19 protein-coding genes and 2 pseudogenes are annotated in these 24,747 nt (G+C 59.5%); 9 read left to right on the forward strand and 12 right to left on the reverse strand.

What is annotated here, in order from left to right; translation table 11 throughout:
- Positions 1-3: 3 nt before the first annotated feature.
- Positions 4-981, reverse strand: a complete 978-nt coding sequence (locus tag GO007_RS11140) for an ABC transporter substrate-binding protein (protein ID WP_095099665.1) — start codon at positions 979-981, stop codon at positions 4-6.
- A 133-nt stretch (positions 982-1,114) separates the two neighbouring features.
- Here GO007_RS11140 and GO007_RS11145 point away from each other — a divergent pair, with 133 nt between their 5' ends.
- Positions 1,115-1,903, forward strand: a complete 789-nt coding sequence (locus GO007_RS11145) for a DeoR/GlpR family DNA-binding transcription regulator (RefSeq protein ID WP_095099666.1) — start codon at positions 1,115-1,117, stop codon at positions 1,901-1,903.
- A 4-nt stretch (positions 1,904-1,907) separates the two neighbouring features.
- Here the strand turns inward: GO007_RS11145 and dhaR are convergent, their stop codons facing one another.
- Together dhaR and GO007_RS11155 are read right to left on the reverse strand one after the other, a co-directional pair.
- Positions 1,908-3,821, reverse strand: a complete 1,914-nt coding sequence (gene dhaR, locus GO007_RS11150) for a dihydroxyacetone kinase operon transcriptional regulator DhaR (protein WP_095100115.1) — start codon at positions 3,819-3,821, stop codon at positions 1,908-1,910.
- Between the two features lie 103 nt (positions 3,822-3,924).
- Positions 3,925-5,022, reverse strand: coding sequence for a glycerol dehydrogenase (locus tag GO007_RS11155; RefSeq protein ID WP_095099669.1), 1,098 nt, complete (start codon positions 5,020-5,022; stop codon positions 3,925-3,927).
- A 743-nt stretch (positions 5,023-5,765) separates the two neighbouring features.
- On the opposite strand from GO007_RS11155, the gene dhaK reads away from it, so the two are divergent.
- The 4 genes from dhaK (at position 5,766) to GO007_RS11175 (ending at position 10,647) form a co-directional block, all read left to right on the forward strand.
- A complete protein-coding gene (gene dhaK / locus GO007_RS11160) occupies positions 5,766-6,836 on the forward strand; it encodes a dihydroxyacetone kinase subunit DhaK (protein WP_095099671.1) in 1,071 nt (356 codons plus the stop codon).
- Positions 6,837-6,846: 10 nt separating this feature from the next.
- The gene (gene dhaL / locus GO007_RS11165) at positions 6,847-7,479 is read left to right on the forward strand and encodes a dihydroxyacetone kinase subunit DhaL (RefSeq protein WP_095099674.1); all 633 of its coding nucleotides are present in this window, start codon (positions 6,847-6,849) and stop codon (positions 7,477-7,479) included.
- Between the two features lie 10 nt (positions 7,480-7,489).
- Positions 7,490-8,911, forward strand: a complete 1,422-nt coding sequence (dhaM, locus tag GO007_RS11170) for a dihydroxyacetone kinase phosphoryl donor subunit DhaM (RefSeq protein ID WP_095099677.1) — start codon at positions 7,490-7,492, stop codon at positions 8,909-8,911.
- 80 nt (positions 8,912-8,991) lie between these two features.
- Entirely contained in the window at positions 8,992-10,647 is a 1,656-nt protein-coding gene (locus GO007_RS11175; protein WP_095099680.1) for a glycerone kinase, read from the forward strand.
- Between the two features lie 104 nt (positions 10,648-10,751).
- On the opposite strand, the gene GO007_RS11180 is transcribed toward GO007_RS11175, so the two are convergent.
- Entirely contained in the window at positions 10,752-11,528 is a 777-nt protein-coding gene (locus GO007_RS11180) for a siderophore-interacting protein (protein WP_189339850.1), read from the reverse strand.
- 236 nt (positions 11,529-11,764) lie between these two features.
- Here GO007_RS11180 and GO007_RS11185 point away from each other — a divergent pair, with 236 nt between their 5' ends.
- On the forward strand, positions 11,765-12,310 hold the full coding sequence (locus GO007_RS11185; protein ID WP_095099681.1) for a PadR family transcriptional regulator: 546 nt from the start codon (positions 11,765-11,767) through the stop codon (positions 12,308-12,310).
- A gap of 273 nt (positions 12,311-12,583) precedes the next feature.
- Positions 12,584-13,963, forward strand: coding sequence for a putrescine aminotransferase (gene ygjG, locus GO007_RS11190; RefSeq protein WP_095099685.1), 1,380 nt, complete (start codon positions 12,584-12,586; stop codon positions 13,961-13,963).
- A gap of 134 nt (positions 13,964-14,097) precedes the next feature.
- On the opposite strand, the gene GO007_RS11195 is transcribed toward ygjG, so the two are convergent.
- The 8 genes and pseudogenes from GO007_RS11195 to lsrA all read right to left on the reverse strand — a co-directional run bounded on the left by GO007_RS11195 (position 14,098) and on the right by lsrA (position 21,832).
- Positions 14,098-14,577, reverse strand: a complete 480-nt coding sequence (locus GO007_RS11195; protein ID WP_095099688.1) for an Hcp family type VI secretion system effector — start codon at positions 14,575-14,577, stop codon at positions 14,098-14,100.
- A 199-nt stretch (positions 14,578-14,776) separates the two neighbouring features.
- Positions 14,777-15,490, reverse strand: coding sequence for a hypothetical protein (locus tag GO007_RS11200; protein ID WP_095099694.1), 714 nt, complete (start codon positions 15,488-15,490; stop codon positions 14,777-14,779).
- A 622-nt stretch (positions 15,491-16,112) separates the two neighbouring features.
- Positions 16,113-16,406, reverse strand: a complete 294-nt coding sequence (lsrG, locus tag GO007_RS11205) for a (4S)-4-hydroxy-5-phosphonooxypentane-2,3-dione isomerase (protein ID WP_095099697.1) — start codon at positions 16,404-16,406, stop codon at positions 16,113-16,115.
- Positions 16,403-17,290, reverse strand: a complete 888-nt coding sequence (lsrF, locus tag GO007_RS11210; RefSeq protein WP_095099700.1) for a 3-hydroxy-5-phosphonooxypentane-2,4-dione thiolase — start codon at positions 17,288-17,290, stop codon at positions 16,403-16,405. The genes lsrG and lsrF overlap by 4 nt, the downstream gene beginning before the upstream one ends.
- Positions 17,291-17,301: 11 nt before the next feature.
- Positions 17,302-18,315 carry an autoinducer 2 ABC transporter substrate-binding protein LsrB gene (lsrB, locus tag GO007_RS11215; RefSeq protein ID WP_095099703.1) on the reverse strand — a complete coding sequence of 338 codons (1,014 nt, stop codon included), beginning with the start codon at positions 18,313-18,315 and terminating at the stop codon, positions 17,302-17,304.
- Positions 18,312-19,314, reverse strand: a pseudogene (gene lsrD / locus GO007_RS11220) (autoinducer 2 ABC transporter permease LsrD). Before lsrD ends, lsrB begins: the two are co-directional and overlap by 4 nt.
- Positions 19,314-20,348: an autoinducer 2 ABC transporter permease LsrC gene (gene lsrC, locus GO007_RS11225; protein WP_095099709.1), complete on the reverse strand. Its 1,035-nt coding sequence runs from the start codon at positions 20,346-20,348 to the stop codon at positions 19,314-19,316. The pseudogene lsrD and the gene lsrC overlap by 1 nt, the downstream one beginning before the upstream one ends.
- The gene (gene lsrA, locus GO007_RS11230) at positions 20,345-21,832 is read right to left on the reverse strand and encodes an autoinducer 2 ABC transporter ATP-binding protein LsrA (protein ID WP_095099713.1); all 1,488 of its coding nucleotides are present in this window, start codon (positions 21,830-21,832) and stop codon (positions 20,345-20,347) included. The genes lsrC and lsrA overlap by 4 nt, the downstream gene beginning before the upstream one ends.
- Before the next feature lie 219 nt (positions 21,833-22,051).
- Between lsrA and lsrR the strand changes: the two genes are divergently transcribed.
- Both lsrR and lsrK read left to right on the forward strand, forming a co-directional pair.
- A complete protein-coding gene (gene lsrR / locus GO007_RS11235) occupies positions 22,052-23,023 on the forward strand; it encodes a transcriptional regulator LsrR (protein ID WP_045856735.1) in 972 nt (323 codons plus the stop codon).
- A gap of 37 nt (positions 23,024-23,060) precedes the next feature.
- Positions 23,061-24,711 (forward strand): annotated as a pseudogene (lsrK, locus tag GO007_RS11240) (autoinducer-2 kinase).
- The last annotated feature ends 36 nt before the right edge of the window (positions 24,712-24,747 follow it).

The following is a 24,747-nucleotide window of genomic DNA, read 5'->3' on the forward strand; positions in this document are numbered from 1 at the left end:
CAATTAACGGCTGCCGAACAGGTCGGCAAAGCGCTTTTTGTTAGCCTCGGTATCGGCCAGCGCTTTGGCGGCGTCGAACGGCATCAGCTTAATGCTGTCGCGCGGCGGGAAGCCCTCAGGTACCGGCAGCGAAGCATCGGCCGGCAGGTAGCCCTGCTGCAGCACCAGCTTCTGCCCCTCGGTCGAGAGTAAGAAATCGATAAACGCCTTTGCGCCCTGCGGGTTTTTCGCACTCTTCAGCATCGCTACCGGCTCGGTCACGATGCTGACGCCCTCTTTCGGGAAGGTAAACCCGATGGGCGCGCCCTTGGCCTTTTCGCGAATGGCCATGTAATCCACCAGCACGCCGTAAGCCTTGCTGCCGGAAGCGATGGCGTTCATCACCGCGCCGTTGCCGCTTTGCGGCATCGCGCCGTTCGCTTTTAGCTTCTCGTAGTATTGCCAGCCGAGATCGGGAGCGTTCATCAGCGTGGCCTGATGGATTTGCGCCGCGCCGGAGTAAAGCGGGCTGGGCAGGGTGGTCATGTTCTTTAGCTCCGGCTTCAGGAGATCCAGCCAGGAGGTCGGTTTAACCGGCGCTTTAGTATTCCAGGCGATGCCGGTGGTGATCAGCTTGGTGCCGTAGTAGTAGCCGTCTTTATCATACAGCTGCGCGTCAAAGCGGCCGGCCTGCGGCGAGCGATAGCCGGCCAGTAAATTCTGCTGCTTCAGGGCTTCCATAGTGACGCTATCGGCGATCAGCAGCACGTCCGGCGCGGCGGCGCCGGCGGCGAGCTCGGCCTGCAGGCGGGCGGTCAGCTTGGTGGTTCCGTCACGGATCCATTTCACTTCAATATCGGGATGCGCTTTTTCAAAGGCGCTGACGGTGGTCTGCGCGTCTTCGTTGGGCTGGCTGGTATAGAGCGTCAGCGTCGATTTGGCAAAAGCCGATGCGCTCATGATGGTTAGCAGCATCGCCGCCAGCACGTTTTTTTTATTCATCGTTCCGTCCCCGTGTTTTCGTTGCGACGATTAAAACAAGGGAATCTGACAAAAATATGACCACTTTCTTTCGTAGTCATAGTTTCATATTGCCGCGCTAGCATGGCCGAAAATAGCGTGACAGGAAGGGAACATGACACCGGAAACCCGTCGCAGCGCCATTGTCGCCCTGGCGACAGAACGCGGCGAAATCAGCATTGAAGCGCTCTCCAGGCACTTTGGCGTATCGCTGCAAACCATACGCAGCGATCTGCGGGACCTGACGGCGCAGGGGCTGCTGCTGCGCCGCCACGGCCTGGTCGCGCCTTTCGCGCGCGAAAATATCGCCTGGCAGCAGCGCAAGATCGTCAATATCAACGGCAAACGCTGGATTGGCGGCCAGGTTGCGCAGCTGCTCTGCGGGGCGCAAAGCTGCTTCCTCGGCACCGGCACCACGGTGGAGATGGTGGCGCACGCCCTGCCGAAGAGCGTTTCTCTCGCCGTCTTCACCAATAACCTGCACGCGGCACAGCCGCTCAGCCAGCTTCCCGACTGCGCGCTGACGATAGCCGGCGGACGTATCCGCAAGCGCGATCTGGATATTATCGGCGGCGACGCCCTGGCGTTCTTTAGCCGCTACCGGGTGGATATTGGCGTGGTGTCCGTCGGCGGCATCGACGAAGCCGGCGAGCTGTACGATTTTAACGATGATGAAGTGGTGGCGCGGCGGGCGTTAACCGCCGGCGCGGACGTCACGGTGCTGGCGATCGACAGCACCAAGTTTGGCCGCACGGCGCTGTGCCGCAACGGCCACGTCGGCGATTTTGACTATGTCGTCAGCGAGCGTCCCCCGACGGCGCAGCAGCGTACGGGGCTGGCCCAGCGCCGGACGCAATGGCTGTACCGCGACGCCGCCGCTGCCCTGACGCCGTACGGCGAGTAGGCGTCTACTCCAGATGTTTACGCTTAAACTGGCCGGCGTCGATGTCATACTGCTTCATCTTGCGCCACAGCGTGGTACGCCCGATATTCAGCAGCTGCGACATCTCCTGGACCCGGCCGCTGGTCACGCGGGCGGCGTGGATAATCGCCTCTTTTTCAATGGCGCTAAACGTCAGGCTGGCGGGGAGCAGCGAAGAGGAAGTGTCGGTGCCGGTACGTTCGGTAAACAGGTACTCCGGCAGGTTGCTCAGGCGAACGTGCCCGTTGTCGCTGCTGATCGCGACGTTTTCAATAATGCTGTTCAGTTCAAAATCATTTCCCGGCCAGGAGTAGTTCACCAGCTGCGCCAGGGCGTCATCGTCCACCTTCAGGCGCGACGAGAAGCGCTTTTCCAGGCTCCGCAGACGGTTATGCACCAGCGAGGTGATGCTGTTGCGCCGCGCCCGCAGCGGGGGAATCACGATCTCAAACGAGTGCAGCGCGTAGTACAGCTGGCGGCTAAAGCGGTTCTGCTCCACCAGGTTGGCGAGGTCGACGGTGGTCGTCGCGATCACCTTCACGTCCACCGGGATCAGGCGCCGGGCGTCGAGGCGGGTTAATACGCCCTGCTTAATGACCTGCAGCAGCGCCGACTGCAGCTCCGGCGCCAGGTACTCGATTTTTTCCAGAAACAGGGTGCCGCCGTTGGCCAGCTCCAGCCGGCTCAGGCGGCCGTTTTCGTCGTCGGTCGGCGCGCTGCCCATAAAATCCTGCCCGAGCGCGCCGTCGGCGTACAGCTGGCAGTTCACCGCAATATAGGGGCCGCCCGCCCGCTCGCTTTCATTATGGATGGCCTGGCTGAGCAGCTCTTTGCCGACGCCCTCTTCCCCGCACAGCAGCACAGGAAAAGCGCCTCTCGCCGCCTGGCGGCCAAAATGAATCAGGCGCCGGGTTTCCGGATCGTCCGCCGACATCTGCTCAAAGGTGTGGCTCACCTTGCCCAGCTGGCTGGTCATCAGCTGGCGCATCTGTTCCACCGGGTGCAGCAGCAGAATAAAGCTGTTGCCCTGCTCTTCGACAATCGGCTTCAGCGTAATCACGGCATCGACAAACTGGTGCTGGCTTTCGAAGGTGACTTCCACATGATTCAGCCCGCGCGCGTGCTTAATCGCCCTGCGCAGCAGCGCCGGCAGCGTCACCAGCTCGTTAATATTGCGTCCCTGGCTGGCCTGCGCATCGAGATGCAGCAGCGTCGCGGCCCGCGCGTTGAGAAACTGCAGAACCCCCTGCTCGTTCCACGCCATCACCCCGTCATCCATGCTTTCCAGCAGGCCGTACATCTGATTAAGGTGCCGATTGGACTCGGCCAGCAGGCTGTCGGTCAGCAGAGAGTTCCCCACCTCGCGGGCAATCGCGAGGGTCAGCGATAAATCCGACGTCGCCTGCTGCTCCGTCAGGCAGCACAGCGAGATAGAGCCAAACAGCCGGCCGTGGTTATCAAACACCGGCGTCGAGCTGAACGACCACGGCCGCAGCGCCTGCTTAAAGTGGCTGTCGCCGGCGGTTTTCACCGGCTGTCCGAGCATCGAGGCCAAAGAGAGCGCGCAGCTGCCGATAATGCTTTCCGCGCAGTAGCTGCCGTCGCGAAAGCCCAGCTCAGCAAGCTGGTCAAGGGTTTGCGGATCGCCGCAGCGGCTGAGAATACAGGCGGACTCGTCGAGGATAAACAGCCCGCAGGGACGGCTATCCATAAACTCCCAGGCGTCCTCCAGCGCCGCCTGGCCAATCGTCAGCAGCGCGGTCTTGCGCCGACAGATGGATTCAAACGTCAGCCCCTGCGCCTGGTGCGGCGCCTGCCAGGTTTCCCGCTGCATAAACTTGCTGCAACGATGCCATGACTGGGTTATCACCGAAGAAAAGCTCTGAGTCTGCGCAGTCATATCCATTTCCGCTGTGTTAAAAACGACAACCCCTCCGGCAGAAGCTGCCGAAGGGGAGAAGAGGTCTCTTTACTCTCCAGAGAAGAGACTTACCGGCACGCTATCACCGCGCCAGCCACTGCTGCCCCAGCAGGTCGGCGGTCAGAATCGCGGCGTAGACGCTGCTGGCGGTCACCGGGAACGGCATATTGTGGATGGTTTCGCCCGGCGCGCAGGTCGCCTGCGCCACGGCCGCAATTTTCCCTTCAATGCCCTCCTTCACGCCCATTTGCGCAAGGGTCACCGGCAGGCCCACTTTCTGGCAGAAGTTCAGCACCGTTTCAATCTCTTCCAGCGGGCTATTTTGTAGCACCAGCTGGGTCAGGGTACCAAACGCCACTTTTTCGCCGTGGTACAGATGGTGACACTCTTCCAGAATGGTAAAGCCGTTATGGATCGCATGCGCGCCGGCGAGGCCGCTGCTTTCAAAGCCGATACCGCTGAGGTAGGTATTGGCTTCCACGATGCGTTCCAGGGCATCGGTCACCACCCCCGCCTGGGCGGCAAGACGCGCCTTTTCACCCTCGGCCAGCAGCGTATCATAGCACAGGCGCGCCAGGCTCAAGGCCGCCGCCGTGGACTGCCCGCCCGCCATGCTGGTTGCCCTGGCATCAAAACAGGCCTTCGCTTCAAACCAGGTGGAGAGCGCATCGCCCATCCCGGCCACCAGCAGGCGCACCGGCGCTTTGGCGATAATCGCCGTATCCATCACCACCATATCCGGGTTTTTCGGATAGATCAGATACTCTTCAAACTCGCCCGCTTCGCTGTAGATAACCGACAGCGCGCTGGTTGGCGCATCGGTCGAGGCGATGGTGGGGATAACCACCACCGGCAGCTTCTGGTAAAAGCCGATGGCTTTCGCCGTATCGAGGGTCTTGCCGCCGCCAATCCCCACCACGCCGCGGCAGCCGTGCTGCTGCAGAATCGCGATCAGGCGGTTGATTTCCGCATGGCTGCATTCACCGTTAAAGCGCTCGGCATGGCAGCTAATATTGTGGCTATGCAGGCCGTTAAGCACCTTGTCTCCCGCCAGCTTCATGACGAAGTCATCGGCAATCACGAAAAAGCTGTCCGCCAGGTTTTTGGCGTACTCGCCAAACAGCGTGGATGCATCAGGTCCCTGGAGATATTTGGCTGGAGATTGAATAACTTTTAGCATTCCTTTCACCCTCAAATAAGAGCCTATCCCACCAGGCGTAATTGGCGTAGCCAGTTTGAACACGGACAGCGCGGAGAAACCGGAGCGTACACGTAGTACGTGAGGATTTCGAGCACTGCCCAGGTTCCAAATGGCAAGTAAAATAGCCCTAATGGGATAGGCTCTAAGTGCATGTTTTTACATAATGAGCCCTGGCGCCACTCCGCTCCGCCTTCTGCTAATGAGGGGAACGGGAGCGCTACCGGAGCGATGCAACCACTGTAGGGCGAGCGGAGAACAAAAAAATCTTTCGTAATTTTGTTCTGATATGGAACAGAGAAAATTTTTTTGCGTTTCATATTGAAACATTAATCACCATGAAACGCTGGGATTGCGATCCCGATCCGCCCGTGCGGCGTAAATTTGCCCGGCAAACAGCATAGCTCACCGGGAAATCGGCCCCTGGCCGCGAAAAAAAACTAAAAACCCGCTTCGTCATCGCCGCTTATCCGCCTCGCGGCGGTATGAAAAAAACCGCTCTGGGTCGCATTTTGCTTTTTTCTTCGCAATAAACGTTTCATTACGGAACATTTATCAGCAATCACGTTCCGGAATGAAACCCTCTTCGGGCAGATTTTTTTTTTCGCTAACTCAGCCAGAATCACTACATCGCCGGACAGCGCTTATCGGCTGGCGAACCCCTACACGATGACCGCCTCCGCCAGCAGAGAGGCTGCATCGAACCACTGCGACGGAGCATAAAGATGAAAAAACTGATTAACCGTGTCGAAGATGTCCTGAGCGAACAGCTGGCGGGCCTGGCGAAGGCCCATCCCGAATTAACGCTGCATCAGGACCCGGTGTACGTCACCCGCGCCGATGCGCCGGTTGCCGGAAAAGTGGCGCTGCTTTCCGGCGGCGGCAGCGGACATGAGCCAATGCACTGCGGCTACATCGGCCAGGGCATGCTCTCCGGCGCCTGTCCCGGCGAGATCTTCACCTCGCCGACGCCGGATAAAATGTTTGAGTGCGCGATGAATATCGACGGCGGCGAAGGCGTGCTGCTGATTATCAAAAACTATACCGGCGATATTTTGAATTTCGAAACCGCCGCCGAGCTGCTGCATGAGAGCGGCGTCAAGGTCACCACCGTGGTTATCGATGATGACGTGGCGGTGAAGGACAGCCTCTATACCGCCGGTCGCCGGGGCGTAGCCAACACCGTGCTGGTTGAAAAGCTGGTGGGCGCCGCCGCCGAGCGCGGCGACTCGCTGGAAGCCTGCGCCGAGCTGGGCCGCAGGCTCAACAACCTCGGCCACTCCATCGGTGTCGCCCTGGCGGCCTGCACCGTTCCGGCCGCCGGGCAGCCCTCTTTTGAGCTGCAGGATAATGAAATGGAGTTCGGCGTCGGCATCCACGGCGAGCCGGGGATTGACCGCCGCGCCTTCAGCTCCCTCGACCAGACCGTGGACGAAATGTTCGCCACCCTGCTGGAAAACGGTACCTACAGCCGCACCCTGCGCCAGTGGGACCCGGCCAAAGGCAGCTGGCAGGACGTCCAGCAGAGTAAACAGGCGCTACAGAGCGGCGACCGCGTTATCGCGCTGGTCAATAACCTCGGCGCCACGCCGCTATCGGAGCTGTACGGCGTCTACAACCGCCTCGCCGAACGCTGCGAGGAGAGCAGGATCGCTATCGCCCGCAGCCTTATCGGTAGCTACTGCACATCTCTGGATATGGTGGGCTTTTCCATCACCCTGCTGAAAGCCGACGACGATACGCTGGCCCTGTGGGATGCCCCCGTCCATACCCCGGCGCTGAACTGGGGCCATTAAGGAGCACAACATGTCACTAAACAGAACGCAGATCGTTAACTGGCTCTATCGCTGCGGCGAGATCTTTACCAAAGAGCGGGATTTTCTTACCGGGCTGGATAAAGAGATTGGCGATGCTGACCACGGCCTGAACATGCATCGCGGCTTCAGCAAGGTGGTGGAAAAGCTGCCTTCTATTGCCGATAAGGACATCGGTTTTATCCTTAAAAATACCGGGATGACGCTGCTTTCCAACGTTGGCGGTGCCAGCGGCCCGCTGTTCGGCACCTTCTTTATCCGCGCGGCCCAGGTAACCCAGGCGCACCAGAGCCTCAGCCTCGACGAGCTGTATCAGATGATGCGCGAAGGCGCGGACGGCGTGGTCAACCGCGGCAAGGCGGAGCCGGGGGATAAAACGATGTGCGACGTCTGGCTACCGGTCGTTGAATCGCTGCGCCACTCCAGCGAACAGCATCTGTCGATGCACGCCGCGCTGGATGCCGCCTGCAAGCAGGCGGAAATCGCCACCCGCTCCACCATCACCATGCAGGCGCGCAAAGGCCGCGCCAGCTATCTCGGCGAGCGCAGCATCGGACATCAGGATCCGGGCGCGACCTCGGTGATGTTTATGATTCAGGAGCTGGCTGCGGCAGCCAAAGAGTAAGGAAAAAGCGATGGTAAACCTGGTGATTGTTTCTCATAGCGCCCGGCTGGGCGAAGGTGTCGGAGAACTGGCCCGGCAGATGTTAATCGGCGACGGCTGCCGTCTGGCGATCGCCGCCGGGATTGACGATCCTGAGAACCCGATCGGCACCGATCCCATAAAGGTGATGGAGGCGATTGAATCCGTTGCCGACGCCGATCACGTGCTGGTGATGATGGATATCGGCAGCGCCCTGCTGAGCGCCGAGACGGCGCTGGATCTTCTCGATCCCGCTATCGCCGCTAAGGTTCGCCTCTGCGCGGCCCCGCTGGTCGAAGGTACGCTGGCGGCCACGGTCAGCGCGGCGACCGGTTCAACGATCGACAAGGTTATTGAGGACGCCATGAATGCGCTGGAGGCTAAGCGCGTTCAGCTGGGGTTACCGTCGCCCGCTCAGGCCGCCCCTGAGGCGACCCCCTTTGCCGAGGATGACGGCGCGCGGTCGGTTTCGGTGGTGATTAGCAACCACAACGGCCTGCACGTTCGTCCGGCCTCGCGCCTGGTGGCGGCGCTGGCCGGTTTCAACGCCGATCTGCTGCTGGAGAAAGGCGGGAAGTGCGTGGCGCCGGACAGCATCAATAAAATCGCGCTGCTGCAGGTGCGCCGCGACGACCGGCTAAGGCTGCTGGCCCGCGGGCCGGATGCCGAGGCGGCGCTGGCCGCATTCCAGGCGCTGGCGGCGGAGAACTTTGGCGAGCAGCCGGACGCCGCCCCGGCGGCTTCCGCCCCCTCCACCGCCCGTGTCCAGGGGAAGGCGCTGTTTTATCCCCTGCCGCATGCCGAGCCGAGACGGCGAAACAGCGCCAATAGCGCCAAAGAGCAGCGGCGCCTGAAGCAGGCCATTGACCAGACGCTGGCGGATCTCAACGCGCTGACCCGCCTGGCGGAGGAGCGCTATTCCGCCGATATCGCAGCCATTTTTTCCGGCCACCATACCCTGCTCGACGACCCGGACCTCTATGACGCCGCCTGCGCCATCCTGAGCAAGGAGCAGTGCTGCGCCGAGTGGGCGTGGTATCAGGTGCTGGTCGATCTCAGCCAGCAGTATCGCCAGCTGAGCGATGCCTATCTGCAGGCGCGCTATATTGATATCGAAGATCTTCTTCACCGTACGCTGCGCCATCTTCAGGGCCGCAGCGAGGTGCCGCTGGCGGTGAATGAACCGGTGATTATCATCGCCGATGATATCTTCCCCTCTACCGTACTGCAGCTCGACGCCCGGCAGGTCAAAGGGATCTGCCTGCAGGGCGGAAGCGACGTCTCCCACGGCGCGATTATCGCGCGCCAGGCCGGGATCGCCTGCCTGTGCCAGCAGGGCGACGCGTTGAAAACGCTGCACGGCGGCGATGCCATCACCCTTGATATCGCCGAAAAGCGCATTATCCGCGGGTAAGCCGTTGCCTGCCCCACTGACCTTACGCCGGAGGCCCTGCCTCCGGGGACTCTGTTTTCGCTCAACCTCCAGGAACCGTTATGTCTCAATTCTTTTTTAATCAGCGCACCAGCCTCGTCAGCGACGTTATTGAAGGGGCGATTATCGCCAGCCCGTGGAATAACCTGGCGCGGCTGGAGAGCGATCCGGCGATCCGCGTAGTCGTGCGCAGCGATCTGAATAAGAGCAACGTCGCGGTGATCTCCGGCGGCGGCTCAGGTCACGAACCGGCCCACGTGGGCTTTATTGGTAAAGGCATGCTCACCGCCGCCGTCTGCGGCGATATTTTTGCTTCACCGAGCGTCGATGCGGTGCTGACGGCCATCCAGGCCGTCACCGGCGAAGCGGGCTGCCTGCTGATCGTCAAGAACTACACCGGCGATCGCCTTAACTTTGGCCTCGCGGCGGAGAAAGCGCGTCGTCTGGGCTATAGCGTCGAGATGCTGATTGTCGGCGACGATATTTCGCTGCCGGATAACAAGCATCCGCGCGGCATTGCCGGGACCATCCTGGTACACAAAGTGGCGGGCTACTTCGCCGAACGCGGCTATAACCTGGCGACCGTGCTGCGCGAGGCGCAGTACGCGGCGAACAACACCTGCAGCCTCGGCCTCGCGCTCTCCAGCTGCCACCTGCCGCAGGAGGCCGAAACGGCCCCGCGCCATCATCCGGATCGGGCCGAGCTGGGGATGGGCATTCACGGCGAGCCCGGCGCTTCGGTTATCGCTACCCAGAACAGCGGGCAGATTATGCAGCTGATGGCGGAGAAGCTGACCGCGGCCCTGCCGGCAACCGGCCGCCTGGCGGTAATGCTCAATAATCTCGGCGGCGTGTCGGTCGCGGAGATGGCGATCCTCACCCGCGAGCTGGCCAATACCCCGCTCCATCAGCGCATTGACTGGCTGATTGGCCCGGCTTCGCTGGTCACCGCCCTGGATATGAAAGGCTTCTCGATTACCGCGATCGTGCTGGAAGAGAGCATTGAGAAAGCGCTGCTGTCCGAGGTGGAAACCGCCAGCTGGCAGAAGCCGGTTCAGCCGCGCGCCGTCGGCGTCATGCCCTGCTCGCTGCGCAGTAGCCGCGTGGAGTTCCAGCCTTCAGACAATAGCCTCGTTGCGGGCTATGTCGGGAAGGTGACCGCAACGCTGTCCGACCTTGAGGCCCACCTGAACGCGCTGGATGCCAAAGTCGGCGACGGCGACACCGGCTCGACCTTCGCCGCGGGCGCGCGCGACGTTGCTGACCTGCTGCATCGCCAGCAGCTGCCGCTCGCCGACCTCGCCACCCTGTTTGCGCTGATCGGCGAACGCCTGACCGTGGTGATGGGGGGTTCCAGCGGCGTGCTGATGTCTATTTTCTTTACCGCCGCCGGGCAGAAGCTGGAACAGGGCGCAGGCGTCGCCGAAGCGCTGAACGCCGGCCTGGCGCAGATGAAGTTTTACGGCGGGGCGGACGAAGGCGATCGCACCATGATTGACGCGCTGCAGCCGGCGCTGGCGTCGCTGCTGGCCGCGCCTGACAATCTGCAGGCGGCGTTTGCCGCGGCCGAGGCCGGCGCGGAAAGCACCCTCCACGCCAGCAAAGCCAACGCCGGGCGCGCGTCGTATCTGAACAGCGACAGCCTGCTGGGCAATATGGACCCGGGCGCTCACGCGGTGGCGATGGTGTTTAAGGCGCTGGCAGAGAGGCAGGATTAGTCAAACATTCCCGCAGGCGCACGGCGCCTGCGGGAATACAGGGCATTTTGGCAATGCGGCCCGGACAGTAAGTTAGCCGCGGCCCGGGACTTCATGGCATCCGCTTATTTACTGTGCCAGTAGGCCTGCGAGCGCACCAGCTGCGGGTCGATCTCTTCCCCTTTAAAGCGCTCAAGCAGCGATTTCACCACCGCGCCTTCGCCGGTCACCCAGATAAAGTAATCCTCAGCCGGGACGCTCACCTGCGCCAGACGTTCGGCCACCGCGGCGGGGTTATGGCCCACCACCCACTCGATATTGAAGCCATCAAAATCCGCCAGATAGTCTTTATAAGACTCATCGCCAATGGTGACGATCGCCGTAACCTGCGGTTGAACCGGCAGCTGGCTTAATGCCTGCAGGCGACGAAGCAGCGCGGGCATCCCGGACTCATCGCCGACATACAGCTGCCAGGCGTAGTCTTCCGGCACCACCAGCGAACCGCGCGGCCCGCCAATCACCAGCTTATCGCCGACGCTTGCCGCCAGCGCCCAGCGGCTGGCGATACCGCCGTCATGAATAAAGAAATCATAGGCCAGCTCGTGGCGTTCGGCATCGTACAGCGGCGTGTAGTCGCGGCTCGCCGGGCGCACGCCCTCGCCCCAGTTAATGCCTTCATCCGTCACCTGCGGCGGCGTAAAGGTCGCGCCCTCCTGCGGGAAAAAGAGCTTGGTATGGTCATCAAAACCCTGCGAAACGAAACCATCCAGCGCTTCGCCGCCCAGCACGATACGCTGGAAGCCAGCGCCCACGCGCTCAACGCGCAGCACGGTGAGCTCGCGGAAACGGAGTTCGTTTTGTACGCGTTGCGGATACTGCGTTTTTTTCATTGTTGTCATCATCAGCGGCCTTCGTGAAATTAAACAGATATATCTAAATACTTTGCAAATGATAATGATTGCCATTAAAAAAGAATGCAAGCTCTTTTTTGATATAGTCAAACCAAAAGACATGAAAATCCAAAAAACAAAATAAAGATAATAATTATCAATTAGTTAATAAAAACAAAGCAATCAAACTTGCCATGATATTACATTTAGATATAAATTAGATATATCAAAACAGACAGGAGAAAACGATGCGCAACCATCATGAAGAAGAGCACGACTCGCGCGAGCATCACGGTGAACGTGGCGATCGCGGGCGGAGAGGCGGCGGGCGGCGCCAGCGTTTCTTCGGCCACGGCGAGCTGCGGCTGGTTATCCTCGATATCCTCACCCGCAGCGCCAGCCACGGTTACGAGCTGATTAAAGAGATCGAGAGCCTGACTCAGGGCAACTACAGCCCGAGCCCCGGCGTTATCTACCCCACCCTCGACCTGCTGCAGGATCAGGGGCTGATCGGCGTTGAGGAGGAAAACGGGCGTAAAAAAATCTCGATTAGCGAAGACGGTCGCCGCCTGCACGCGGAGAATCTGCAGTCCCTGGCCGACATTCAGGAGCGTCTTCAGGCGCGGATGGTCGGCTGCGAACTGCGCAAAAATCCGCAGATGAAGCGGGCGCTGGAAAATTTTAAAGCCGTGCTGGATTTAAAAGTTAATCAGCAGGCCATCAGCGAAGCGCAGCTAAAGCAGATTATTGCCGTCATCGACCGCGCGGCGATGGAAATCTCCCAGCTCGATTAAGCTATCGCCGCGTGCCGCCCGCCAGCCGGCCCTCTTCTGCCCCAGCGTTGGGCAAAGCGCACCGCGGCGAAGCATGCGGCATAGAGCCCGCAGAGCGCATGCCGCGCCCGCTCAGGAGTAAAGCATGCCAAAAATATCGCCGGAAGATTAAATATTGCGCAATTGCGCTTTCACGCTGCGTTTATCCCGATTTTCAGCTCCTCCACCGAAGTGGCGTAATCCCTGCAATACTTAATTCAGTATCATGTGATACGCCCATCCCAGGAGCCCACTTTGAACAGGTTACCTTCCAGCGCATCGGCTCTGGCCTGTAGCGCACACGCACTGAATCTCATTGAAAAGCAAACGCTCGATCATGAGGAGATGAAAGCACTTAACCAGGAGGTCAGAGAGTACTTTAAAGAGCACGTAAATCCGGGTTTTTTAGCGTATCGAAAATCTGTTACCGCTGGCGGGGATTACGGAGCCGTAGAGTGGCAGGCGGGAAGTTTAAATACGCTTGTCGACACTCAGGGACAAGAGTTTATTGATTGTCTGGGTGGCTTTGGGATTTTTAATGTAGGGCACCGTAATCCAGTCGTTGTTTCCGCCGTAGAGCATCAGCTCGCTAAGCAACCTCTTCATAGTCAGGAACTGCTCGATCCGCTGCGGGCCATGCTGGCCAAAACGCTGGCGGCCCTGACGCCGGGCAAACTGAAATACAGCTTCTTTTCCAATAGCGGCACCGAGTCGGTCGAAGCGGCGCTGAAGCTCGCTAAAGCCTACCAGTCCCCTCGCGGCAAGTTTACCTTTGTGGCCACCAGCGGCGCCTTTCATGGCAAATCGCTGGGCGCGCTGTCTGCTACCGCCAAATCGACGTTCCGTAAGCCTTTTATGCCGCTGCTGCCGGGATTCCGTCACGTGCCGTTTGGCGACATCAACGCCATGCGCACGCTGCTCAGCGAGTGTAAAAAAACCGGCGATGACGTCGCGGCGGTGATCCTTGAGCCGATCCAGGGCGAAGGTGGGGTGATCCTGCCGCCGCAGGGCTATCTCCCCGCGGTCCGTAAGCTGTGCGACGAGTTTGGCGCGCTGCTGATCTTCGACGAAGTGCAGACCGGCATGGGCCGCACCGGCAAAATGTTTGCCTGCGAGCATGAAAACGTTCATCCGGACATTCTGTGTCTTGCCAAAGCGCTCGGCGGCGGCGTGATGCCGATTGGCGCGACGGTTGCCACCGAAGAGGTGTTCTCGGTGCTGTTCGATAATCCGTTCCTGCACACCACCACCTTCGGCGGTAACCCGCTGGCCTGCGCCGCGGCGCTGGCAACGATCAACGTTCTGCTGACGGAGAATCTGCCGGCGCAGGCCGAACAGAAAGGCGATCTGCTGCTGGACGGCTTCCGCCTGCTGGCTCGCGAGTATCCGGAGCTGGTGAACGAAGTCCGTGGTAAAGGGATGCTGATGGCCATTGAATTCGTGGATAACGAAATCGGCTATGACTTTGCCAGCCTGATGTTCCGCCAGCGGGTGCTGGTGGCCGGCACCCTGAACAACGCGAGGACGATCCGCATCGAACCCCCGCTGACCCTGACCCTTGAGCAGTGCGAGCTGGTGCTGAAGGCGGCGCGGAACGCGCTGGCCGAGCTGCGGGTTTCAGTGGAAGAAGCCTGACGATAGCCAACAAAAAGCCCGGAGGAAGCGATATTCACCGGGCTTTTTTACGCCTGCCGTTCCGCCATACTGACCCGGGAGACGCGTTATCGCCCGGCTTTCATCCTTATGCAATGCGCCGTTTGCCCATAAAGTTAATATGTCGCCCACTCATTCCATGAGTCAGTATAGATAATATTGCCATCGCAATGCTTCCAGGTAATTTTTTCATAGCGCATAAGAATCGTTTCAAGATGCGTTCCTGTATTTGCTCCTGGGTATAAATCCGGTGTAATTGATGTCAGCTTTACGTTTTCGAGAATAATATTGAAGTACTCCTGCTCTAATCCGGCCTCAATAATCTGGTACATTTTGAATATCGCAGATTGTAGGGTTTTCCCGGTACTCAGCGCGCGATAGAGCATGGGGGTTACACGATCAAATTCTTTTTGGAACATAATCGGCATATGAATACGCGTACCTGTCAGTTTTCCGGTATTGCCGTCAACTGGAATATTGACATTATGGGTGAATGATTTCAACTCGATAGCACCTTCACGACCCAATACAAGCGATGGGCCAACCATTGGTGAACCATTTTCATCCGTCAACCATAAATAAGCTGGGTTTGACATAAAAGATCCTTTTCGTAGTAATTATTTATCGTACTTATCAAATCGCCCGAATAAAACAGGATGGACAATAATTAACAATATGACTGAAACCACAGTCAATACAAACCAGTATTCAGGGACTAAATACATAAAAATTAATCCACTTGCAAATATCCAAACGAGGAAAAGTATTTCCGTAAAGAGTATTGATAGCAAGCTTTTAAACATGGTAGTGGCTCTTTAGATAAGCATAAAATTCATCGTAGTTATTATAGAATCGCATTTGATATTGCTTGATAACATCTGAAAGAATGGGATCAATAAAATAATACAACATTTCAACTTCTGCATTATAAAGGATTGCGTAATACGATGGATCGAGTGTTTTAAGTTGTCGTGCGGCAATAGCGCATTTTTGCTCAGAACCAAAAAGCTGAAGAGCCATGACGATTGCCGGTGTGCGCTTTGACAGGCGCTTAATTACGGCGTCAGATACTAAATCGGATGCAGAAAGAGCTTTCGAAAGAGTCAGAGCCAATGCAAAGCGAGTTGCTCTACCAACGGGTACTTTCGTAGCCATTTGTGTAATTTTGGAGTCAACATATCGTACACTGCCTTGCTGATTGTCATTTTTGCTATCGTTAATGATCATTTCAAAATAGAGGTAGAACATATGACCAATTACGTCGTGATAACGAAAAACAGAAAGAATCGACTTATACATGCGCTGTTCTTCAGAAACTAATTTATTACAAACATCATGATAGCGGGGGATAAGACATGAGGAATACCAGCTTACCCGCTCAACTCCAGAGTAAATATCAGAACCAATACCCTTCATTGCTTTCCATGTGGAGGTCACGCCCTGTTGTCCATAAACAGCTAACTGCCTGTCACTTTGTAACTTCATCTTTAAATAGCTGGAGGCCTTCATAAAGTGTCCTTACTTTTAATATTGTTAAATGGAAATATATGCCGAAAAAACAAACAACTCAAATGAAAATCACAAAAAACACCTTAAACTCTCGAACTGTTCATTCGTAGAGTGTTAATTAATAATTTAGTTAGCAGTTCATTTCTGTATATATAAACATGCTGAATATATCAAGAGTGGGATTCATTGAGGCTGCTATAGGTATTGAGACATAACCATACACGCGATATCAACAATACAAAAAGCTCGCCGTGCGCTGCGGTAAGAATAGTGAAGGATGATACATGTAAAACCTAATATTGCAGAAGCGACGTGAGAATAAATTCATTCTGTTGTACGGAAGGGTTATTTATGGAAGGAGGCTCTCAATTGAAAATTTAAATTCCCGAAGAAAGTTATATTTTCCAGATCAATTAATGGATAAGGCCCATACTGTGAACCACCCTTTGGTTTACTGAGCAATAAAATCTATCTTCACCACGGCGTTAAAATCGCCACCAATGACCCGGCTCCTGAAGTGGTACATCCCCGTATCCAGGGAAAAGTCCCTTGCCCCCCTCCAGCCGGGACTTAGCCTGCGGTAATCCGTTCGCCGGACGATCCCGCAGGCCAGTTTCCAATGCTATTCCGGCAGCAGGCCTATAAAGCTGCGCTTCTGCCGCGGCTGCGACATCATCTCATCCAGCTTCTCGATGCAGGCCAGATAGTGCGGCGTTTTTTTGTGCGCCAGCACGGCTTCGTCATCCCTATAGGCCTCGTAGATAAAAAACCGCGTCTTGACCTCCGGGTCCTGCAGAACGTCGAAGCGCAGGTTGCCCGGCTCCTGCAGCGCCCCTTCATGGTTCGCGCGAAAGACGTCGAGAAACTCGTGCACCCGCTCCGGCTTGATATTGATTTCGACCAGCGTCACGTTCATTTCAGCTCCCCCTGCTTCTCCTCCTGCCAGAACTGATACGCCTCGCGGGCGCTCATATTCTCGTGCACCACTTTCTTCACCGCCTTCAGCATCGCGCGCGGCGCGCTGGACTGGAAAATATTGCGTCCCATATCGACGCCGGATGCGCCCTGGTCAATCGCCCGCCAGCACATCTCCAGCGCCTCCTGCTCCGGCAGCTTTTTGCCGCCGGCAATCACGATCGGTACCGGGCAGCTGGCGGTCACTTTTTCAAAGCCTTCTTCAACAAAATAGGTTTTTACGAACTGCGCCCCCATCTCGGCGGCGATCCGGCTGGCCAGCGAGAAATAGCGCGCGTCGCGGGCCATCTCTTTACCAACCCCGGTGACCGCCAGCACCGGCATGCCGTAGCGGTTCCCGGCATCCACCAGTTTAATAATGTTGCCGATCGACTGATGCTCATATTCGCTGCCGATATAGACCTGCGCCGCGACCGCGCAGACGTTAAGGCGCAGCGCGTCCTCCATCGTTACCGCCACGCATTCGTTGGAAAGCTCGCTGAGGATTGAGTTACCGCCGGAGGCGCGCAAAACCACCGGCTTATTGGTGGCCGCCGGTACCGTGCTTCTTAAGATCCCGCGAGTACACATCAGCACGTCGGTCTCATCAAACAGCGGGGCGATGGAGAGATCGATCCGCTCAAGCCCGGTGGTCGGCCCCTGAAAATAGCCGTGATCGAAGGCCAGCATCACCGTGCGGTTGCTGTGTGGGTTAAAGATGCGCGCCAGCCGGGACTGCATCCCCCACTCCAGCGATCCGCAGCCCTTCAGCCCGTAGAGCGCGTTCTGCTGCGGTCGGTCCAGGCCAAAGTTTTTCCCCTCTTTGATATCGTCTAAATCTGCCATTTCATCCCCCGTCAGAAGTCGTAGTTGTTGATGTTCTCTTTGGTGAACACCACGCGCTCCGGCAGCAGCACGATGCCGTTGCCTTTCGCCTCATACTGATATCCCTGAACGCTGTTCGGCTCGACCTTCAGCGTCCCGATATCTTTTACCTCCACGCTGTCGCCAACGTTAAGATCGCCTTTTTTCAGCAGACGATCGGCGACGTTAACCGCAATTTTCCCCTGCTGGACCACATCCCACAGGCCGAAAGCCTTCACCGTCCCGCGCTCGACGTACGGGCGCATAACGTTCGGGGTGCTAAAGCCGACAATCGCCACCCCCTGACGCTTGAGGTTCTCCGCCGCCTGCGCCGCCGCCGGAAGCGCGTTGGCGTCCGGGGCGATAATGGCGTCGAGATCCGGATAGGCTTTTAATATTCCCTCGGCGGTTTGCAGCGATTTGGTGGCGTCGTTATAGCCGAACTGGGTGGTCACCACCTGCCACTGCGGATGCTCTTTGGCAATCTTCGCTTTGGCCTCTTTGACCCACTGGTTCTGGTCGGTCACCGTCGGGCTGGAGTAGAAGAACGCCACCTTAGCGGCCGGTTTGCTCACCTGCTGCGAGGTCATATCCACCAGCAGTCCGCCGAGCTGCTGCGGGGTGCCCTGGTTGATATAGATGCTGCGGCATTCGGGTTTGGTATCGGAGTCCCAGGTCAGCACCTTCACGCCGCGCTGCATCGCGCGCTTGAGCGCCGGACACAGGCCGTCCGGCGACACGGCGGAGACGATAATCGCGTTGTAGCCCTGGTTGACGAAGTTGTTGATCAGCTGCACCTGGCCGGAGACGCTCGGTTCGGTCGGACCGTCGTAGGTGACGTCGACGCCCAGCGCCTTGCCCGCCTCTTTGGCGCCGTTGCCGCCGCTGGTAAAAAAGCCAACGCCAACGAGTTTAGGAATAAAGGCAATGCGGTCTGCGGCCTGAGCGGTCACCACGCTCATTGCCAGCGCCAGGGCGCTCATTTGCAGGATTCGTTTGGTTTTCATCGTATGTGTGCTCCGATTGTTTTATGCGCGAGAAAGGCGTCGCCAGGTCATTCGCACCCATTCACGGTGCAGGCTCAGCGAGCGCCCCATCACCACCACAACCAACAGCGCCCCTGACAGCGCGCTCGACACCTGGTTGGGGATGCCGACCATCTGTAAACCTTGTTGTAAATATCCCACCAGCAGCGCCGCCAGCGCCGTACCGATAACCGAACCTGACCCGCCGTAGATATTCGCCCCGCCAAGCACCGCGGCGGTCAGCGCCGGCATCAGCAGGTCGCGGCCTAAATCCGAACGCGCCGAGCCGAAATAGGAGACCATCACCAGCGCGGCTACCGCCGACGCCACGCCTACCAGGCCATACAGCACGTACGGTATGCCGTTAACCGATAGCGCGGCATAGCGCGCGGCGCGCGGGTTCTGCCCGAGCAGAAAGAGGTGGCGGCCAAAGCGCCCGCGGTGGGCCAGCAGCCAGAAGAAAAAGGTGATGACGATAAACAGCACCAGCGGCAGCGGCAGGCTGAACAGCGTCAGGTTGGCGAAGGCGGTGAAGGCGTCGGGGAAGCCGCTAATCCCTTCATAGCCGGTCGCGCCCGCCATGCCGGAGAGCAGCAGCGCTCCGCCGCCGTAGAGGTACAGGGTGCCGAGGGTAATCACCAGCGGGCTGATACCGGTGTAGTGGATCAGCGCCGCGTTAATCAGCCCGCACAGCAGGCCAAGCAGCAGCGTTAGCGGGATTGCCAGCCCCATCGGCCAGCCCGCTTGCATCATCACTCCCAACGCGATGGCGCACAGGCCAATGGTCGAGCCGAGCGAAATATCGATCCCGCCGCTAATGATCACCAGAGTGAGCGGCAGGGCCACGATGCCGATACAGATAAAATCGCTGGTGCTGAACAGCAGCATATTGATATCCAGCATCCGCGGGTTAATGGCCCCGAACAGCAGAATTTCCACCACCAGCAGCGCCAGCAGCGCGCTTTCCCAGCTGAGCTTCATCACGCCACCTCTTTGTTTTTACGCTTTGTAAACGGGGCTACGCGCTTTCCCCCCTTATTACCGGGCTGAAAGCGGGCATATTTCAGCGCTCGCTGGTGGCGGCTCAGCGCCTGGCGCAGCCGCCCGTCGAGCACCAGCACGCCGAGCAGAACCAGCCCGGCGATAAAGTCGTTCCACCACGCCGGGAGCCTGAGCAGCACCAGCACGGTATCAATCTGAGTGAGGAAGAAGGCGCCGAGAAACGCGCCGATTAGCGTCCCGGTGCCGCCAAGCAGGGAAATACCGCCGAGCACGCAGGCGGCAATGGCTTTCATCTCCAGCCCGCTGCCGGTCTGGTTGGGCACGAAGCCAATCTGGGCGGCAAAAACAACGCCCGCACAGGCTGCCAGCATGCCGTTAAGGGTGAAGGCGAGCATCCGCGTGCGGTTTACCGCCACTCCCAGCTGGCGCGCGGCGGTCAGATTATCGCCGACGGCGTAGAAATCGCGGCCGGCGGCGGTCCGCGACAGCATCCAGGCCCCGGCCAGCAGCAGAACCAGCACCAGCCAGCCCAGCGGCGAGACGCCGATAAACGCCGGTTCCGAGAGCGACTTGAGGCTATCCGGCAGGCCTTCAATCCATTTACCTCCGGTCCACAGCAGCATCACCCCGCGATACAGCCCGAGGGTGCCAAGAGTGGCGACAATCGCCGGAATGCGCAGACCCACCACCAGCAGGCCGTTAAAGGCCCCCGCCAGGGCGCCAATCGCCAGCGCAAAAGCAATAGCTGCCGTCAGGCCATAGCCGCCGTTGAGCGCCACGCCCACCGCAATGGCGCACAGGCCGACGGTGGAACCGACGGAAACATCGATATTGCGGGTCAGCATCACCAGGGTTGCCCCGAGCGCCAGCAGGCAGAGGATTTGCGAGCTGGCGAAGATCATGCCCAGGGTCTGCAGGCTGAAGTAGGCCGGATTGAGCGCCACCAGCCCGGCGAACAGCACCACGATGGCGAGAAAGGCGCTCAGTTCGCGATTTTTCAATAACGTTTTCATGCCGCTCCTCCAAATGCCAGCGCCATCATGCGTTCGACGGTCACCGCCTGCTGCGCCAGCTCGCCGCTGTGTCTGCCCTGATGCATCACCAGCACCCGGTCGGCCAGGCCAACAAATTCATCCAGATCGCTGGAAATCATCAGCACCGCGACGTTCTGCGCGGCGACGCTTTTCAGCAGCTGGTAGATATCGGCGCGGGCGGAGACGTCCACGCCGCGCGTCGGCTCGTCGACGATCAGCAGCAGCGGGTTGGCCTCGAGGCAGCGCGCCAGCAGCACCTTCTGCTGGTTACCGCCGGAGAGCGTGCGCACCGGCTGGTCGCTATCGGCAAATTTGATCCCCAGCGCCCGGTGATAGCGCTCCACCACCGCCGCCTCGCGTTTATCCTGCTGCCACAGCGACGGCTGGTTAAACATCACCGTGTTCCAGCGCACCGGCGCATCGAGAAACAGTCCGGAAACCTGACGATCTTCCGGCAGATAGACCAGCCCGCCGGCAAGCCGCGCCCGGGTGCTGGCACCGCTGATATCGCGGTTCTCCAGCCAGACCCGCCCCGCGCGCAGCGGCCGCAGGCCGTAGAGGGTTTCGGCAAATTCGGTGCGCCCGGCCCCCACCAGCCCGGCGAGGCCGACGATCTCCCCGGCGTAGATCTCGAGGCTAAGATCGATAAACCCCTCGCCGGTGAGATCTTCCACCCGCAGCACCGGGAAGTCCTGCGGCTGGGTGCGTCGGTTGCCCGGCAGCGCCAGCCACAGCTTCTGCGTATCGCTGAGGGCGTGCTCCCGGTCGACGGGCGTCATGGCGCTCACCAGCTGATTGTCGCTGTAGTCGGCGGTATGCCCGCTCAGCACCACCGCGCCGTCGCGCATGACCGAGACGTGGCTGGCGATCTGGCGGATCTCCGGCAGCTTGTGCGAGATAAAGACGATGCCGACGCCGAGATCCTGCAGCGCGCGGATCTGGCAAAACAGACGCGCCGTTTCGCCCGGCGTTAAGGAGGCGGTGGGCTCGTCGAGGATCAGGATCTGCGCTTTGCGCATCAGGCCGCGCAGGATCTCGACCATTTGCTGATCCGCCACCTCGAGGGTGCTGGCCGCCGCGTCGAGATTCAGCTGGCAGCTGAGCTGCCGCAGCTTTTCCTGCAGCTGCGCGGCGCTATCGGCGCGCTTCGGCAGACGGAACATGATGTTTTCCCGCACCGTCAGGTTGGGAAACAGCATCGGCTCCTGCGGCACCAGATAAACGCCCTGCTGATGAGCCAGCGCGGGAGTCAGGCGCGCAAAGGTGCTGCCGCCGAGGGTGAGCTCTCCGCCGTCGGGGGTTTCCACTCCGGCGACAATCTTCATCAGCGTCGATTTCCCGGCGCCGTTGCCGCCCATCAGGGCGTGTACCTGGCCGGAAAATAGCGTGAAATCAATCGCCTTCAGCACGCTAATGCCGGAGAACTGTTTGTAGATTTGGCGGGCTTCAAGCAGTGGCTTCATTATCACGCCTCGGTTTGAACAAATGATTTTTTAATTTAATAATGTTCAAAAGCGTAGACCGTGAACTATATTTACAACCGTGCGATGATCACAGTTTTATGCTTTAGATCGTTTGAATAAAACCAGCGAACAGCCAAAGATCGGTTTTGCCGGCCGGCTCACATTTTCCGACCGTGCAATAGCGAACATATGATCTAAATTTTTATAAGAGTTCAATTTATGAGCGAAAAACGCATTACGGAAGAGAGCCGCTACGCCGGGCTGGCGTTAGCCGAGGAAGAGCTGGTGGCTCGGGTTGCCTGGTGCTACTACCACGATGGCCTGACGCAGAACGACATTGGCGAACGCCTGGGGCTGCCGCGGCTGAAGATCTCCCGGCTGCTGGAGAAAGGCCGTCAGTCCGGCGTGATCCGCGTGCAGATCAACTCCCGCTACGAAGGCTGCCTGGCGCTGGAGACCGAGCTGCAGCGGCGTTTCGATCTGAAGATTGCGCGCGTTCTTCCGGCGCTGAATACCCCGCCGATGAACACCCGCCTGGGGATCGGCGCGGCGCAGTCGCTGATGGGCGTGCTGGCGCCGGGGCAGCTGCTGGCGGTCGGTTTTGGCGAGGCCACCATGAGCTGCCTGCAGCATCTGAGCGGCTTTATCAGCTCTCAGCAGGTGCGGCTGGTGACCCTTTCCGGCGGCGTGGGTCCTTACATGACCGGCATCGGCCAGCTGGACGCCGCCTGTAGCGTCAGCATTATTCCGGCGCCGCTGCGGGTCTCTTCCGCCGACGTCGCCGAGATCCTGCGTCGGGAGTCGAGCGTGCGCGACGTGATCCTCGCCGCCACCGCGGCGGATGCGGCGGTGGTGGGCATCGGGGCTATCGACCAGCGCCGCGACGCCACCATCCTGCGCTCCGGCTATATCAGCGAAGGCGAACAGCTGATGTACGCCCGCAAAGGAGCGATAGGCGACATTTTGGGTTATTTCCTGCAGGCCGACGGCAGGCGGGTTGAGGGGCTGGAAATTCACCGGGAACTGCTCGGCGTTACCCTTGACGAGCTGGCGCAGCTGCCGACCATTGTCGGCGTTGCCGGAGGAACGGAAAAAGCGCAGGCGATTTACGCGGCTCTGATCGGCAAGCGGATTAATGGCCTGGTAACGGAAGAGACAACAGCACGCGCGGTGCTTACGCTGGCCTCCTGATGGCCATGCGCCGCGCAATACCAGCGAGGCGCATGTCATGAGTTACCTGTTAGCGTTAGATGCCGGGACCGGCAGCATTCGGGCGGTGGTTTTCGATCTTGCGGGGCGCCAGGTGGCGGTCGGCCAGGCCGAATGGAAACACCTAAGCGTGGAAAATGTTCCCGGCTCGATGGAGTTCGACCTTAGCACCAACTGGCAGCTGGCCTGCCAGTGCATCCGCCAGGCGCTGGCCGCCGCTCACCTCGGCGCGGCGGATATTCAGTCCGTCGCCTGCTGCTCGATGCGCGAAGGCATCGTCCTGTACGACCGCAGCGGCGAGGCCATCTGGGCCTGCGCCAACGTCGACGCGCGCGCCAGCCGCGAGGTGGCGGAGCTCAAAGAGATCCACGATTTCCGCTTTGAGTCCGAAGTGTATGAGGTCTCCGGCCAAACCCTGGCGCTCAGCGCCATGCCGCGCCTACTGTGGCTGGCCCACCATCGCCCGGATATCTACCGCCAGGCGGCAACCATCACCATGATTAGCGACTGGCTGGCGGCAAAACTCTCCGGCGAGCTGGCCGTCGACCCGTCAAACGCCGGCACCACCGGGATGCTCGATCTGTTCAGCCGCGACTGGCGTCCGGCGCTGCTGGATATGGCCGGACTGCGCGCCGATATCCTCTCGCCGGTGAAAGAGACCGGCACGCTGCTGGGAGCGATCACCGACGCCGCGGCGCAGCAGTGCGGGCTGCGGGCGGGCACGCCAGTGGTGATGGGCGGCGGCGACGTGCAGCTGGGCTGCCTCGGCCTCGGGGTGGTGCGCGCGGGGCAGACCGCCGTGCTGGGGGGCACCTTCTGGCAGCAGGTGGTCAACCTGCCGCAGCCGCGCACCGACCCGGAGATGAATATTCGCGTCAATCCCCACGTCATTCCCGGCATGGCCCAGGCGGAGTCGATTAGCTTCTTTACCGGCCTCACCATGCGCTGGTTCCGCGACGCCTTTTGCGCCGAAGAGAAGCTGGTGGCCGAGCGCCTCGGCGTTGACGCCTATTCCCTGCTGGAGGAGATGGCCAGCCGGGTGCCCGCCGGCTCTCACGGGGTGATGCCGATCTTCTCCGATGCGATGCATTTTAAGCAGTGGTACCACGCCGCGCCGTCGTTTATTAACCTCTCCATCGACCCGGAAAAGTGCAATAAGGCGACCCTGTTCCGCGCGCTGGAAGAGAATGCGGCGATTGTCTCCGCCTGCAATCTCGCGCAAATCTCCCGCTTCTCGGGGGTCACGTTCGATAGCCTGGTCTTCGCCGGCGGCGGTTCGAAAGGCGCGCTGTGGAGCCAGATCCTCAGCGACGTCACCGGCCTGCCGGTGCGCGTACCGGTGGTGCGTGAGGCCACCGCGCTCGGCTGCGCCATCGCCGCCGGGACCGGCGCCGGGCTGTACGACGATATGGCGGCGACGGGTGAAAAGCTGGTGGGCTGGCATCGGGTGTTTACCCCTGACCCGGCGCACCGCGAGCTCTATCAGGAGATGATGAGCAAATGGCAGTCGGTCTACGCCGACCAGCTCGGACTGGTGGACAGCGGGCTGACCACCTCCATGTGGCAGGCGCCGGGGCTCTCTCCGGCAGCGCCTCGCCACCGGACGTAGCCCACCGGCTACCGCGCCATCGCTGAGAGCCGATGGCGCGGCGCCGCACATCATTCTTTGAATCCCATCACAATCGCCGCACTCCCCTTTTCCCTTT

The organism is Klebsiella sp. 10-1 (genome assembly GCF_009758445.1).
Lineage (GTDB): Bacteria > Pseudomonadota > Gammaproteobacteria > Enterobacterales > Enterobacteriaceae > Klebsiella > Klebsiella scottii.

Coding starts and splice junctions, on each gene's coding strand:
- GO007_RS11140 (WP_095099665.1), bottom strand. CDS start 981: ATGAATAAAAAAAACGTGCTGGCGGCGATGCTGCTAACCATCATGAGC.
- GO007_RS11145 (WP_095099666.1), top strand. CDS start 1,115: ATGACACCGGAAACCCGTCGCAGCGCCATTGTCGCCCTGGCGACAGAA.
- dhaR (WP_095100115.1), bottom strand. CDS start 3,821: ATGACTGCGCAGACTCAGAGCTTTTCTTCGGTGATAACCCAGTCATGG.
- GO007_RS11155 (WP_095099669.1), bottom strand. CDS start 5,022: ATGCTAAAAGTTATTCAATCTCCAGCCAAATATCTCCAGGGACCTGAT.
- dhaK (WP_095099671.1), top strand. CDS start 5,766: ATGAAAAAACTGATTAACCGTGTCGAAGATGTCCTGAGCGAACAGCTG.
- dhaL (WP_095099674.1), top strand. CDS start 6,847: ATGTCACTAAACAGAACGCAGATCGTTAACTGGCTCTATCGCTGCGGC.
- dhaM (WP_095099677.1), top strand. CDS start 7,490: ATGGTAAACCTGGTGATTGTTTCTCATAGCGCCCGGCTGGGCGAAGGT.
- GO007_RS11175 (WP_095099680.1), top strand. CDS start 8,992: ATGTCTCAATTCTTTTTTAATCAGCGCACCAGCCTCGTCAGCGACGTT.
- GO007_RS11180 (WP_189339850.1), bottom strand. CDS start 11,528: ATGATGACAACAATGAAAAAAACGCAGTATCCGCAACGCGTACAAAAC.
- GO007_RS11185 (WP_095099681.1), top strand. CDS start 11,765: ATGCGCAACCATCATGAAGAAGAGCACGACTCGCGCGAGCATCACGGT.
- GO007_RS11195 (WP_095099688.1), bottom strand. CDS start 14,577: ATGTCAAACCCAGCTTATTTATGGTTGACGGATGAAAATGGTTCACCA.
- GO007_RS11200 (WP_095099694.1), bottom strand. CDS start 15,490: ATGAAGGCCTCCAGCTATTTAAAGATGAAGTTACAAAGTGACAGGCAG.
- lsrG (WP_095099697.1), bottom strand. CDS start 16,406: ATGAACGTGACGCTGGTCGAAATCAATATCAAGCCGGAGCGGGTGCAC.
- lsrF (WP_095099700.1), bottom strand. CDS start 17,290: ATGGCAGATTTAGACGATATCAAAGAGGGGAAAAACTTTGGCCTGGAC.
- lsrB (WP_095099703.1), bottom strand. CDS start 18,315: ATGAAAACCAAACGAATCCTGCAAATGAGCGCCCTGGCGCTGGCAATG.
- lsrC (WP_095099709.1), bottom strand. CDS start 20,348: ATGAAAACGTTATTGAAAAATCGCGAACTGAGCGCCTTTCTCGCCATC.
- lsrA (WP_095099713.1), bottom strand. CDS start 21,832: ATGAAGCCACTGCTTGAAGCCCGCCAAATCTACAAACAGTTCTCCGGC.
- lsrR (WP_045856735.1), top strand. CDS start 22,052: ATGAGCGAAAAACGCATTACGGAAGAGAGCCGCTACGCCGGGCTGGCG.